Raw genomic sequence first — 12762 nt, forward strand, 5'->3', positions numbered from 1 at the left:
ACGTCCCTTCACAACGGGGGACGGGAAGCGCGACACTCGCAGGCGCACATGAGCGTTGCCACCGCACCTGGCGGAAGTGAGGGCAAGTCATGTCCCTGCAAGACGATCTGAGTGCCGTACGGCGCAACCTGGACGAGCTGACGCGCAAGGTCGAGCGGCTGGAGCAGCAGGCCGCCCGGCAGAAGCCGTCGACGACGGCGACGGGTCCGGACCCGTCCCGGATGGTGACGGTCCCGGACACCCCGTACGACAGCTCCCTGTGGACGGACTCCGACGACGAGGGCCTGGGCGCCCGCGACCGCCGCGCCCCCTGAGGCAGCCTGTCCCGGACCCGCATCCACCCGCGCCCCGTCCGGTCCGGCCGTTCGCGTCCGGGCCGGACGGGGCACCCTTCACCACTCCTCCCGGAGTCTTCTTTGGCCACAGGCACGGAACGACCCCAGCAGCGGCCCGGCGGCGTCCACGACGCCTCACGGGCCGCGATCGCGGCCCGGCACCTGCGGACCGACCGGTGGTGGCTGGCCCCCGCCGGCACCGCGGCCGGGCTGTTCGCCTTCATCGTCTATTCGACCTGGCGGGCCTTCGCGAACGCCGACTACTACGCGGCCCCGTACGTCTCCCCCTTCTACTCCCCGTGTCTCGCGGAGAACTGCGTCCCGATGAAGGGCGGGCCCAACTGGGAGGTCTTCGGCAGCTGGTGGGGCCTCTCCCCCGCCCTGCTGATCCTGATCTTCCCGCTCGGCTTCCGGCTGACCTGCTACTACTACCGCAAGGCCTACTACCGGGGCTTCTGGGCCTCGCCGCCCGCCTGTGCGGTCGCCGAACCGCACACGAGGTACACCGGCGAAACCCGCTTCCCGCTGATCCTCCAGAACGCGCACCGGTACTTCTTCTACGCGGCGGTCCCGGTCGCGGGCATCCTCACGTACGACACGGTGCTGACCTTCCGCGACGAGCACTACGACTGGGGCCACATGGGCCTCGGGACCCTGCTGTTCCTGGTCAACATCACGCTGATCTGGGCCTACACCCTGTCCTGCCACTCCTGCCGGCACATCATGGGCGGCCGGCTCAAGCACTTCTCGAAGCACCCGGTGCGCTACCGGCTCTGGGGCTGGATCAGCCGGCTCAACGCCCGCCACATGCAACTGGCGTGGGCCTCCCTGATCAGCGTGGCCCTGTGCGACTTCTACGTGTACCTGCTGGCCAGCGGCGCCTTCACCGACCCGAGGATCTTTTGAGATGGCTCAAGTGGAACGGCAGCAGTGGGACGTGGTCGTGGTCGGCGCCGGGGGCGCCGGGCTGCGGGCCGCGATCGAGGCCCGTGAGCGCGGCGCCCGTACGGCCGTGATCTGCAAGTCCCTGTTCGGCAAGGCCCATACGGTGATGGCGGAGGGCGGGATCGCTGCCTCCATGGGCAACGTCAACGAGGGCGACAACTGGCAGGTGCACTTCCGCGACACCATGCGCGGGGGCAAGTTCCTCAACCAGTGGCGGATGGCGGAACTCCACGCGAAGGAGGCCCCCGACCGGGTCTGGGAGCTGGAGACCTGGGGCGCGCTCTTCGACCGGACGCCCGACGGGAAGATCTCCCAGCGCAACTTCGGCGGGCACGAGTACCCGCGCCTCGCGCACGTCGGCGACCGTACCGGCCTGGAACTGATCCGCACCCTCCAGCAGAAGATCGTCGCCCTCCAGCAGGAGGACTTCAAGGAGTGCGGGGACTACGAGGCCCGGCTCAAGGTCTTCCAGGAGTGCACGGTCACCAGGGTTCTGAAGGATCACGGTCCGAAGGACGGGGAGAGGGTCTCGGGGGCCTTCTGCTACGAGCGCGAGTCCGGCCGGTTCTTCGTGTTGGAGGCCCCGGCGGTCGTCCTGGCCACGGGCGGGATCGGCAAGTCCTTCAAGACCACCTCCAACTCCTGGGAGTACACGGGCGACGGCCACGCGCTGGCCCTGCTCGCGGGCGCGCCCCTGCTCAACATGGAGTTCGTGCAGTTCCACCCGACCGGCATGGTCTGGCCGCCGTCGGTCAAGGGCATCCTCGTCACCGAGTCCGTGCGCGGTGACGGCGGAGTGCTGCGCAACTCCGAGGGCAAGCGGTTCATGTTCGACTACGTCCCCGACGTCTTCAAGGAGAAGTACGCCGAGTCGGAGGCGGAGGGCGACCGCTGGTACGAGGACCCGGACCACAACCGGCGCCCGCCCGAGCTGCTGCCGCGCGACGAGGTGGCGCGGGCCATCAACTCCGAGGTGAAGGCGGGCCGCGGCTCACCGCACGGCGGGGTCTTCCTCGACGTGTCCACCCGGATGCCGGCCGAGCGGATCAAGCGGCGGCTGCCGTCGATGTACCACCAGTTCAAGGAGCTGGCGGACGTGGACATCACGGCGGAGCCGATGGAGGTGGGTCCGACCTGCCACTACGTGATGGGCGGGATCGCGGTCGACTCGGAGTCCGCCGCCACCGTCGGGGTGCCGGGGCTGTTCGCGGCGGGCGAGGTCGCGGGCGGGATGCACGGCTCGAACCGGCTCGGCGGCAACTCCCTCTCCGACCTGCTGGTCTTCGGACGGCGGGCCGGGCTGCACGCGGCGCAGTACGCCGCCGCCGCCGGACGCCCGGCGGTCGCCCAGTCGGAGGTCGACGCGGCGGCGACGGAGGCGCTGGCCCCCTTCCACGCCGCCGAGGGCGCGGAGAACCCGTACACGCTCCACCAGGAACTGCAGACGACGATGAACGACCTCGTCGGCATCATCCGGCGCGCGGGCGAGATGACCGAGGCGTTGGAGAAGCTCGCGACCCTGCGCGTACGGGCCTCCCGGGCCGGTGTCGAGGGGCACCGGCAGTTCAACCCCGGCTGGCACCTCGCCCTGGACCTGCGGAACATGCTGCTGGTCAGCGAGTGCGTGGCCCGCGCGGCCCTGGAGCGCACCGAGAGCCGGGGCGGGCACACCCGCGAGGACTGTCCGTCGATGGAGCGCAGCTGGCGCCCGGTGAACCTGCTGTGCCGGCCGGTCGACCCGGTGCCGGCGGATCCGGCCGCCGACAAGATCGCCCTCGAACGGACCCGTACCGAGCCCATCCGTCCCGACCTGCTCGCGCTCTTCGAGAAGGAAGAGCTGGTCAAGTACCTCGCCGAAGAGGAGCTGTACCAATGAGTGCGTACGACGCGAGCTTCCGGATCTGGCGGGGCAACGCGGAGGGCGGGGAACTGCGGGACTTCACCGTCGAGGTGCACGACGGGGAGGTGGTCCTGGACATCGTCCACCGGCTCCAGGCCACCCAGGCCTCGGACCTGGCGGTGCGCTGGAACTGCAAGGCGGGCAAGTGCGGCTCGTGCAGTGCGGAGGTCAACGGCCGGCCGCGGCTGATGTGCATGACGCGCATGTCGACCTTCGAGCGGTCCGAGACGATCACCGTCACCCCGCTGCGCGCCTTCCCGATCGTCCGGGACCTGGTGACGGACGTGTCCTTCAACTACGCGAAGGCGCGGGAGGTCCCGGCCTTCGTACCGCCGGAGGGGGTGGCCCCGGGCGCGTACCGGATGCAGCAGATCGACGTGGAGCGCTCGCAGGAGTTCAGGAAGTGCATCGAGTGCTTCTTGTGCCAGGACACCTGTCACGTGGTGCGCGACCACGAGGAGAACAAGGGCGCCTTCGCCGGCCCGCGCTTCCTGATGCGGGTGGCGGAGCTGGACATGCACCCGCTGGACGCGGCGCAGGGGGCGGGCCTGGACCGCAAGCGCACCGCGCAGGAGGAGCACGGGCTCGGCTACTGCAACATCACCAAGTGCTGTACGGAGGTCTGCCCGGAGGGCATCAAGATCACCGACAATGCGCTGATCCCGCTGAAGGAGCGGGCGGTGGACCGCAAGTACGACCCGCTGGTGTGGCTGGGCAACAAGATCGCCCGCCGGTCCGCCGACCCCCGGTAGTCCCGGACGTGCCGGACATCCCGGACGTCCCGCCGCCCGCGCCCACGGCGATCGTGCCGTCGTGGGTGCGGGCGGCGGCGTCCCCCGGCGGGGTCAGCGCCCGGAGTGGTCGATGACGTTGCCGTTGGAGCAGTTGTTGGTGTGGTCGCCCACCCAGTCTCCCGCCACCGGGACCACGGCCACCTCCTGGAGGCAGACGGCGGCCGCGGTGAAGTTCCAGTTGTTGGCCGCGTTGACCCCGCCGCCGAAGTTGCTGTCGTCGTCGGCGTGGGCGGGCGTGGCGAGGGCGAGCGCGGCCACGGCGAGCGCGGCGGCGGAGATGATCTTCTTCATGCCCTGCCAACGAGGCGGGAGCGGGACGGTCACCGGAACGACTCCGCATGCGGGTCCGGGAAACCCCCCATAACCTCCCAATTGTGATTCCGCCGAGAAGCAGGCCCCGCCGCAGGAGGTCCGTACGGGCCGGGCTCGCCCTGGCGGCCGGGCTGCTCGCGATCAGCGGCTGGGGTGCGGCCGGGGCGACGCCCGCGCGGGCCGAGGATCCCGTCGCCCTGTCCCAGCAGGGGCAGATCACCGACCTCGTGGGTGCCCTGGGCGACCGGCAGGGCGCCGTCACCGCCGCGCTCGACGAGCTGTACGCCGACCGGAAGATCCAGCTCTTCGTCGTCTACGTACGGGACTTCTCCGGCCGCTCCGCCCAGAGCTGGGCCGACGCCACCGCGCAGCGCAACGGCCTCGGCCAGAACGACGTCCTGCTGGCCGTGGCGACCGGGGACCGCCAGTACGCCTATTCGGCCGATGTCGACTCCGGTTTCACCGAGCAGCAGCTGGCCACGGTCGCGCAGACCGCCATCGAGCCCGCCCTGAAGCAGAACGACTGGGCGGGCGCCGCCATCGGCGCGGCCAACGGCTACAACGCCGTCCTCGGTGGTCAGCCGGTCCCGGTGCCCACCATCACCCCCGGCCCGGCGAACCCCGGCGGCACGGGGAGCGGCGAGAGCGGGGCCGGGGACTTCGTGCTCCCGGTGGTCGCCGTCGGCGCGGCCGGGGCGCTCGCCGCGTACGCGTACACCCGCCGCAAGCGCAAGGACGCGGCCGCCGGCGGGCGCGGTACGACGACCGGGCCGGGCTGGCCCGAAGGGGCGCCCGACCGGCTCCCGCTGCCGGAGCTGGACGCCACGGCCAAGGCCCTGCTGGTGGAGACCGACGACGCGGTCCGCACCAGCACCGAGGAACTCGGTTTCGCGTCCGCCCAGTTCGGCGAGGAGGCGGCCCGCCCGTTCGTCGCGGCCGTCGCGTACGCCAAGGACGAGCTGACGCACGCCTTCCGGCTGCGCCAGCAGCTCGACGACGCCTACCCGGAGGACGACGCGACCCGGCGCCGGATGCTGGACGAGATCGTCGCCCGGTGCACCGGGGCGAACCGGCGCCTCGACGCCGAGTCGGCGGACTTCGACCGGCTGCGGGACCTGGAGAAGAACGCCCCGCAGGTCCTGGCGTCCGTGGAGGAGCGCTACCTGGAGCTGACCGGACGCACCACCACCGCCGAGGCGACGCTGACCGCGCTGGCCCGGCGGTACGCGGATTCGGCGTCCGCGCCCGTCGCCTCCAACGCCGAACAGGCCAAGGACCGGCTGCTGTTCGCGGCGACCAACCTGGGCCTGGCCCACGCGGCCGTCGACGCCGGCGAGAACGGCACGGCGGCCGTGCACGTACGGTCCGCCGAGGGCGCGGTGGACCAGGCGGCCACCCTGATGGACGCGGTCGAGCGGCGGGCGCAGGAACTGGCGGAGGCGGCCGGGAAGCTGCCGGGCGCGCTGACCGAGACGGACACCGACCTCGCGGACGCCCGCGGGCTGCTCACCGGAACCGCGGAGGGCACCTCGACGGCGGACCTGCGCGGACGGATCGGCCGGGCGGAGGCCGTACTGGCCGACGTACGGCAGCAGGAGGCGGCCGGCCGGTACGACCCGATCGACGCCCTGCGCCGGATCGAGGAGGCCGACGCGGCCCTCGACGAGGCGCTGGCCGGGGCGCGGGAACGGGAATCGGGGCGGCAGCGGGCGGTGGCCCTGCTCGACCAGGCCCTGCTGGCGGCGCGCAGCTCGATCGGTGCGGCGACGGACTACGTCACCACCACCCGGGGCGCGGTGGGCAGCCAGGCCCGCACCCGGCTGGCGGAAGCGGGCCGGCACCTGAAGCGGGCGGTGTCGGTGGCGGCGGCCGACCCGGCGGGGGCGCTGGCGGAGGCCCAGCGGGCGGACGGGCTGGCGCGGCAGGCGCAGCAGCTGGCGGAGCAGGACGTACGGGCGTACCAGGACCCGTACGCGGGTCGGCGGCATGGCGGCGGCCAGGGCGGCGCGGTACTCGGCGGGATCATCCTCGGCGAGATCCTGCGGGGCGGCCGGGGCGGGGGCTTCGGCGGCGGTTTCGGGGGCGGCGGGGGCGGCAGCGGTCCCGGCTCCTTCGGCGGCGGCGGGACGCGCGGCCGCATGGGCGGCGGCGGCCGCTTCTGAACGGCACACACATCGGCCCTGACCAGGAGGGACCCACCATGAGCAAGCAGACCATCCTCGGCCGCGTCACCCAGCTCGCCAAGGCGAACATCAACGCGCTGCTGGACCAGGCGGAGGACCCGCAGAAGATGCTGGACCAGCTGATCCGCGACTACACGAACAACATCTCGGAGGCGGAACAGGCGGTCGCGACGACGATCGGCAACCTGCGGATGCTGGAGGCGGACCACAAGGAGGACGTGGAGGCGGCCGCCGAGTGGGGCGGCAAGGCCCTGGCGGCGAGCAAGAAGGCGGACGAGCTGCGGGCGTCGGGGGCGACGGCGGAGGCCGATACGTTCGACAACCTCGCGAAGGTGGCGCTGGGCCGGCAGATCCAGTCCGAGAAGGAGGCGACCGTGGCGGAGCCGACGATCGCCGCCCAGACGGAGGTCGTCGACAAGCTCAAGTCGGGCCTGGACGCGATGCGGAACAAGCTGACGGAGCTGCAGGCGAAGCGTGACGAGCTGGTGGCCCGGGCGAAGACGGCCCAGGCGCAGAACACGATGCTGGACGCGGTGAAGAACATCGACGTCATGGACCCGACGAGCGACCTGGCACGCTTCGAGGACAAGGTGCGGCGGGAGGAGGCGCGGGCGCTGGGCAGGCAGGAGCTCGCCGCGTCCTCCCTGGACACCCAGTTCGAAGCCCTGGACGACCTGGGCAAGACCTCGGAGATCGAGGCCCGGCTCGCCGCCCTCAAATCCCGCGAGGCCGCCTAGGGTCGCCGGGGCCGGCTAAGCCGGGAATCCCGCCGCCCGCTCCGCCGCGGCCGCCCGGACCTCCGGGTCCTCCATCGGGTCGTCGCGCAGCGCGGCCAGCCGCTCGCGCACCTCCGGAACGTCCGGAGCGTGCGCGGTGCCCAGCAGGCGCGCCTGCTGTTGGCAGTCCCAGAGGGATTCGGTGTGCACGTAGTCCAGGCCGGACGGGTCGATGGCGGCGAGCGCCTCCAGGTAGCCGGGCCGTTCGCTGGAGTGCGGGTTGCGCAGCCAATAGAGCCTCAGGTGGGGCACGGCCGGGGCGGCGGCGGGCCCGAAGCGGGCCAGCCGCCCGGCCGTCAGGACGGGGCCGCACCAGGCGCGTACCTCCCACTGGTCCGCGAGCCGGCGGACGAGGGCGGGCAGTGCCTCGGCCTCCCCGTGGTCGGCCAGCACGTCCACCCCGAGTTCCGCCAGCCACTCCCGGTCGTCCGCCGCCCACCCGCGGGCGGCGGGCACGGCCCGGGTTCCGAGGCGTTCGACCGCCCGGCGCAGCGGCGCGAGCGGCCGTCCGCCGGGGGAGGCGCCGAGCAGCGGCACGAACGGGATCAGGTCCTCCGTGGCCGGCCGGTCGGCCAGCTCGCGCAGTGCGTCCGCCTTCGCCCGGTCGCTGGCGCGGACGTCGGCCAGCAGCGAGAGCAGTTCTCCGTCGCTGCGGTCGTCCGGGCCCCGGCGCGACCATGCCGGGACGCCCCGCGTCGCTATGCCGAACCGGATCCAGGGCTCGCGGGGCCACGGCGGCTCCGCCTGACCGCCCGTGCGGGCCCGGGCGACCTCGCCCAGGTCCTCCCACCAGTCGGCCGGCCAGCGGTCCGCGACCGACTCCAGTACGTCGGCCCAGTGCTCGCCCTCCCGGATGTGGGCCCGGAGCCCGTCCCGGGCCTCGACCGAACCCGAGAGCGCGAGCAGTTCCAGCACGCGGGCGGCCCGCAGGCATGCGTCCTCGTCCCCCGCCAGCTGGTCCACGATCGGCGTCGGGGACAGTTCCAGGTCCCGGACCAGGCGGGCCAGGTAGAGGGAGCGTTCGTCGATCCCGTCCCACCGCCAGTCCCGGCGGATCCCGTCGTACACGAACGGCGCGGCCGCCGCCGGGTCCCGCAGCGCCCTCGCGGCGCCCAGGCCCCGGCCGCGTTGCAGCAGACCCTCAAGACAGTCGTGGGGGGCGTAGAACATCTCGTCTTCGTCGCTCATCGCCCCGCACCCTGCCCCGTCGCGGTACGGGGCCGCCACTCGTTATCCGTACATGCTCAGCAGCTGCTCCGCCGACAGTTCGGTGACGGCCTCCGACGCCGCGCCGGGCAGCGGGAGTTCGAACCAGACCGTCTTGCCGCGGTGGGTGCGGCGCGTGCCCCAGCCCGCCGACAGCAGGCCGACCAGCTGGAGGCCGCGGCCGCCCTCGTCGGTGTCGCGGGCGCGCCGGCGGCGGGGCTGGACCAGGTTCGCGTCCCAGACCTCGCAGACCAGCGTGCGGTCCAGCAGCAGTCGCAGCCGGATCTCGCCCTCCCCGTACCGCAGGGCGTTGGTGACCAGTTCGCTGACCAGCAGTTCGGTCGTGTCCAGCAGGCCCTCCAGGCCCCAGGCCGGGAGTTTGGCCCGGGCCAGTTCGCGGGCCCGGCCCACCGAGCGGGCCTCGCGGGGCAGTTGCCAGTCGCCGACCGCGTCCAGCGGCAGGCCCTGCACCCGTGCCATGAGCAGGGCGATGTCGTCCTCGCCGTGCCGGGTGTCGAGGGTGTTCAGCACGTGGTCGCAGACGTCCTCCAGCGGCCGGACCGGATCGGCGAGGGCCGCTCGCAGTCCGCGCAGCCCTTCTTCCAGGGGATGGTCGCGGGATTCCACGAGCCCGTCCGTGTAGAGGGCCAACAGGGCGCCCTCCGGCAGGTCGACCTCGACCTCCTCGAAGGGTTCGCCGCCCACGCCCAGCGGCATCCCGGGCGGCACCTCCAGGAGCAGTGCGGGCCGCGGGACGCCGGCCTCGTCCGGGGGTTCGACCAGTACGGGCGGCATGTGGCCCGCGTTGGCGATCGTGCAGCGCCGCGTCACCGGGTCGTAGACCGCGTACACGCAGGTGGCCAGGTACACCTCGGAGCGGTCCGCGTCCCGCGAGTGCAGGGCCGCCCGGGAGGCCTGTTGGGAGCCGCCGGGGGCGCCGAGGCCGCGGGCGATCTCGTCGAGCGCGGTCAGTACCTCCGCCGGTTCGAGGTCCAGCAGGGCGAGGGTCCGTACGGCGGTCCGCAGTTCTCCCATGGCCACGGCGGCCCGAAGGCCGCGGCCCATGACGTCGCCGACGACCAGCGCGGTGCGGTGCCCGGGGAGCTCGATGACGTCGAACCAGTCCCCGCCGACCTCGGTGGCCGCGTTGCCGGGCAAGTACCGGCAGGCGATGTCGAGGCCGGCCGCCTCCGGGTCACCGGGGGGCAGCAGGCTGCGCTGCAGGATCAGCGCCCGCTCGTGCTCGCGCCGGTAGAGGCGGGCGTTGTCGATGCACACGGCGGCCCGTGCGGCCAGTTCGCCGGCCACCGCCCGGTCCCGTTCGCCGAAGGGTTCGCTGCCCTTGGTGCGGGAGAACTGCGCGAGCCCGACGACCGTGTCGTGGGCGACCATCGGCACGACCAGTGTGGACTGGACGAGGTCTTCCGGTCCGCCGCCCTCGATCAGCCGCGGTCGCGCCGTACGCAGGGCCAGCGCGCCCGGCGACGCGGCCGGGTAGCGGTGGACGTCGCCGACGGAGACCAGGGCGCCGGGTCCCGACAGCGGGGCGTCGGAGACGGCGGAGGCGAAGGCCACCCGGCGCAGGGCGGCCGAGGGCGTCCGCGCCGGGCCCTGGCCGGGCAGGCTGGGCACGCCCGGGCCCTGCGGCCGGGCCGGCCGGTCGTCGTCGCCGAGCAGCAGGCCCTGGTAGAGGTCGACGGCGGCCAGGTCGCAGAAGCCGGGGACGGTGACGTCGAGGAGTTCGCGGGCGGTGGTCTCCAGGTCGAGGGAGTTGCCGATGCGGTGCCCGGCCTCGTTGAGGAGGGCCAGATTGCGCCGGACCCCGGCGGCCTCGCGGGCGGCGAGGTGGCGACGGGTGACGTCGGTGCCGATCCCGGCGACACCGATGGGGCGGCCGCTGCCGCCGTGGACGCGGTAGAGGTTGATGGACCAGTGGCGGTTCTCCCGGCTGCGCGGGGTGGCGCCGGTGATCCGCAGATCGGTGACCGAGTCCCCGGTGTCCAGTACCCGGCGCAGGGCTTCGGTCATCCGGTCGGCCTCGTGCGCCGGCAAGTAGTCGTGCACGGTCCGGCCGCGGTGCTCCTCGACGGCGCCCCCGAAGACGGTGGCGAAGCGGCGGTTGGCCCGCTGCACGGTGAGGTCGGTGCCGAAGAGCAGGAACCCGAAGGGGGATTGGCCGAATATCGCTTGTGACGCCGCGAGGTCGGATTCGATCCGGCGCAGCGCGCGTACGTCGACGACGACACACAGCGCGGCCCGCTCGGAGGTCTCGGTCTGGGTGGGCATCACATAGATCTCGGCCACGCCGTGCGCGCCGTTGCCGCCCGGGATCCGGAAGGGGATCAGGCCCGTCCATTCCTTGCCGTCGAGGATCTCGGCGACCTTGCGGTGCGCGTCAGGACGCAGCTCGGGCGGCATGAAGGCGTCGACCGGGTCGCGGCCCACGACCTGGGAGGCGCCCAGCCCGAACAGTTCCTCGGCGCGCAGGCTCCACTGATCGATGAGCCCGTCGGGTCCGATCGAGAAGGATGCAACCTTTATGTAGTCATATATCGAGCCAGGCGGACTGCTGTGCCACAGGGCGTCGTGCCATGTCTCTCGCGGCACGTCGGTCTGATGTGCCTGCGCAGGTATCTCGCTCACGCGACCGTCCCCTCCAGCTCACCGCAACCGGACCGGCCATGACCGAAGTATTCAGCACCACGGCCCCGGACGGCACGGCGTTCACGATCACAGCACGGTCTCGATGATTTCGAGCCATCTCGCGCGATCCCTCCCGAGCACCTTCTCCCAGCTGCCGCCGGGAGGCGTTCTCGAAAGGTCACACGCCACCGTTCTCCTTGTTACTCACCAGGAAGAGCCAATTCGAACCACACAGTCTTGCCCGATTTCCCGTGCCGGGTCCCCCAGCGCTGCGAGGAGGCGGCGACGAGGTGCAGGCCACGGCCCCCCTCGTCGTCGTGGTCGGCGACCCGTTCGCGGGGTGGATCCGGAAGCGGATCCGAAACCTCCACGAGCAGTGCGGGGCCGCCCGCGGGGCCGCCGGCGGCTGGATTGCGCCGTTCCAAGCGGACTCCGATGGGGCCGGAGGCGTACCGGAGGGAATTGGTGACGAGCTCGCTGACCAGCAGGACGGTCACATCGCCCACGGCCTCCAGGCCCCAGTCGTGCAAGGTGCCGCGGACGGCGTGGCGGGCGGTGCGGACGGCACCGGGCTCGGCGGGAAAGGCCCACTCGGCGCACTCACCGTCTGTGTCGATCACGCCGATCACTTCCCGGGCCAACAGCGACCCCAGTCCGGTTCGTCTGGGACGAAAGGGGGACGAGATAGGGATTAATAGCGACATACCCGATATTCGGGGCGTCGTACCACTCGATCCCCGCCCACCGGCGCACTGTGGCGCAGACGGCCTAGACCGCGAGCGTCACGCGCCCCCGCCGGCGCCGTGGCGCAGCCTGCGTCCGGCCTCGGCCACCGCGGGCCGGTCCTGGTCCAGCCAGTCCACCGATTCCAGCTCCTCCGGCCCGAGCCAGCGCAGCTCGTCGTGGTCCTCCAGCGGGGCGGGCACTCCGGAGAGCAGCCGGGCCGTCCACACGTGCAGGACGAGCCCGGGACGCAGCGGCCACTCGCCCGGGATCCGCTCCAGCGGCTCGGCCTCCACGCCGAGCTCCTCGCGCAGTTCGCGCACCAGCGCGTCGGGGACGGACTCACCCGGTTCGGCCTTCCCGCCCGGCAGCTCCCAGCGGCCGGCGAGCTCGGGCGGTGCGCTGCGGCGGGCGGCCAGTAGGCGCCCCTCATGACAAAGGGCTCCGCCCACGACCACTCGTACCGTCATGGGCGGAGCCTATGCCAGCGTCGCGGGGCGCTGCGACGCTCAGTTCATCGTGGCGGTCTGACCGATCCGCTCGACCCAGTAGAGCTGCTTGTGTCCTCGATCTTCGAGGCTGTCGGCAACCTTCTGGGCTTCGGCCCGGGTGGCGTACCGACCCACCCGGTAGCGGTTGCCGTTGTCGTCCTCGCGTATGACCAACCACGGAAGCAGGGCACCGCTGTCGTTCATTGCGTTTCACCCTCCGCCGACGTACCTGTCCGGGAAACCGCATTGCGCATATGCCCGAGCTTACGCCCGACCTTTACGGAGCGGATACGGTTTTTCACGAAGAGGTACCTCACAGGCGTACGCATCCGGCCATGCGTACGAGCGGGCCGTGCGCGCCGGTCCGAACGGGGCGCGCGGGAGGCCCGGGCGGGACCGCAGCGCCGCCGCTCGGCCGCCATCCGCGCAGGTGGCGCCGAGGGGGGTGGCGGAG

General features: G+C 72.6%; 12 protein-coding genes. 6 read left to right on the plus strand and 6 right to left on the minus strand.

Annotated elements, in window-relative coordinates; translation table 11 throughout:
- The first annotated feature begins 89 nt into the window (after nucleotides 1-89).
- From OG207_RS16170 to OG207_RS16185, 4 genes are all read left to right on the plus strand, one after another.
- On the plus strand, nucleotides 90-314 hold the full coding sequence (locus tag OG207_RS16170; protein WP_329099240.1) for a hypothetical protein: 225 nt from the start codon (nucleotides 90-92) through the stop codon (nucleotides 312-314).
- A 102-nt stretch (nucleotides 315-416) separates the two neighbouring features.
- Nucleotides 417-1241, plus strand: a complete 825-nt coding sequence (locus OG207_RS16175; RefSeq protein ID WP_329099241.1) for a hypothetical protein — start codon at nucleotides 417-419, stop codon at nucleotides 1239-1241.
- 1 nt (nucleotide 1242) lies between these two features.
- Nucleotides 1243-3156 (plus strand): fumarate reductase/succinate dehydrogenase flavoprotein subunit, encoded by a 1914-nt coding sequence (locus OG207_RS16180; RefSeq protein WP_329099242.1) that lies wholly within the window; start codon nucleotides 1243-1245, stop codon nucleotides 3154-3156.
- On the plus strand, nucleotides 3153-3932 hold the full coding sequence (locus tag OG207_RS16185) for a succinate dehydrogenase/fumarate reductase iron-sulfur subunit (protein ID WP_329099244.1): 780 nt from the start codon (nucleotides 3153-3155) through the stop codon (nucleotides 3930-3932). Before OG207_RS16180 ends, OG207_RS16185 begins: the two co-directional genes overlap by 4 nt.
- Before the next feature lie 93 nt (nucleotides 3933-4025).
- On the opposite strand, the gene OG207_RS16190 is transcribed toward OG207_RS16185, so the two are convergent.
- Nucleotides 4026-4265, minus strand: coding sequence for a hypothetical protein (locus tag OG207_RS16190; RefSeq protein WP_329107665.1), 240 nt, complete (start codon nucleotides 4263-4265; stop codon nucleotides 4026-4028).
- Nucleotides 4266-4312: 47 nt separating this feature from the next.
- On the opposite strand from OG207_RS16190, the gene OG207_RS16195 reads away from it, so the two are divergent.
- Both OG207_RS16195 and OG207_RS16200 read left to right on the plus strand, forming a co-directional pair.
- Nucleotides 4313-6448 (plus strand): TPM domain-containing protein, encoded by a 2136-nt coding sequence (locus OG207_RS16195; protein ID WP_443072717.1) that lies wholly within the window; start codon nucleotides 4313-4315, stop codon nucleotides 6446-6448.
- A gap of 38 nt (nucleotides 6449-6486) precedes the next feature.
- Nucleotides 6487-7206, plus strand: coding sequence for a PspA/IM30 family protein (locus OG207_RS16200; RefSeq protein WP_329099245.1), 720 nt, complete (start codon nucleotides 6487-6489; stop codon nucleotides 7204-7206).
- A 15-nt stretch (nucleotides 7207-7221) separates the two neighbouring features.
- Here the strand turns inward: OG207_RS16200 and OG207_RS16205 are convergent, their stop codons facing one another.
- From OG207_RS16205 to OG207_RS16225, 5 genes are all read right to left on the minus strand, one after another.
- Nucleotides 7222-8433 carry a hypothetical protein gene (locus OG207_RS16205; protein ID WP_329099246.1) on the minus strand — a complete coding sequence of 404 codons (1212 nt, stop codon included), beginning with the start codon at nucleotides 8431-8433 and terminating at the stop codon, nucleotides 7222-7224.
- 42 nt (nucleotides 8434-8475) lie between these two features.
- On the minus strand, nucleotides 8476-11085 hold the full coding sequence (locus OG207_RS16210) for a SpoIIE family protein phosphatase (protein WP_329107669.1): 2610 nt from the start codon (nucleotides 11083-11085) through the stop codon (nucleotides 8476-8478).
- Nucleotides 11086-11294: 209 nt separating this feature from the next.
- Nucleotides 11295-11723 carry an ATP-binding protein gene (locus OG207_RS16215; RefSeq protein ID WP_329107672.1) on the minus strand — a complete coding sequence of 143 codons (429 nt, stop codon included), beginning with the start codon at nucleotides 11721-11723 and terminating at the stop codon, nucleotides 11295-11297.
- Between the two features lie 153 nt (nucleotides 11724-11876).
- Entirely contained in the window at nucleotides 11877-12287 is a 411-nt protein-coding gene (locus OG207_RS16220; RefSeq protein ID WP_329099247.1) for a (deoxy)nucleoside triphosphate pyrophosphohydrolase, read from the minus strand.
- Between the two features lie 39 nt (nucleotides 12288-12326).
- Entirely contained in the window at nucleotides 12327-12512 is a 186-nt protein-coding gene (locus OG207_RS16225) for an SPOR domain-containing protein (RefSeq protein ID WP_030012541.1), read from the minus strand.
- Nucleotides 12513-12762: the final 250 nt, after the last annotated feature.

It is taken from the genome of Streptomyces sp. NBC_01439, from assembly GCF_036227605.1.
Classification (GTDB): Bacteria; Actinomycetota; Actinomycetes; order Streptomycetales; family Streptomycetaceae; genus Streptomyces.

Coding starts and splice junctions, on each gene's coding strand:
- OG207_RS16170 (WP_329099240.1), top strand. CDS start 90: ATGTCCCTGCAAGACGATCTGAGTGCCGTACGGCGCAACCTGGACGAG.
- OG207_RS16180 (WP_329099242.1), top strand. CDS start 1,243: ATGGCTCAAGTGGAACGGCAGCAGTGGGACGTGGTCGTGGTCGGCGCC.
- OG207_RS16185 (WP_329099244.1), top strand. CDS start 3,153: ATGAGTGCGTACGACGCGAGCTTCCGGATCTGGCGGGGCAACGCGGAG.
- OG207_RS16190 (WP_329107665.1), bottom strand. CDS start 4,265: ATGAAGAAGATCATCTCCGCCGCCGCGCTCGCCGTGGCCGCGCTCGCC.
- OG207_RS16195 (WP_443072717.1), top strand. CDS start 4,313: ATGCGGGTCCGGGAAACCCCCCATAACCTCCCAATTGTGATTCCGCCG.
- OG207_RS16200 (WP_329099245.1), top strand. CDS start 6,487: ATGAGCAAGCAGACCATCCTCGGCCGCGTCACCCAGCTCGCCAAGGCG.
- OG207_RS16205 (WP_329099246.1), bottom strand. CDS start 8,433: ATGAGCGACGAAGACGAGATGTTCTACGCCCCCCACGACTGTCTTGAG.
- OG207_RS16220 (WP_329099247.1), bottom strand. CDS start 12,287: ATGACGGTACGAGTGGTCGTGGGCGGAGCCCTTTGTCATGAGGGGCGC.
- OG207_RS16225 (WP_030012541.1), bottom strand. CDS start 12,512: ATGAACGACAGCGGTGCCCTGCTTCCGTGGTTGGTCATACGCGAGGAC.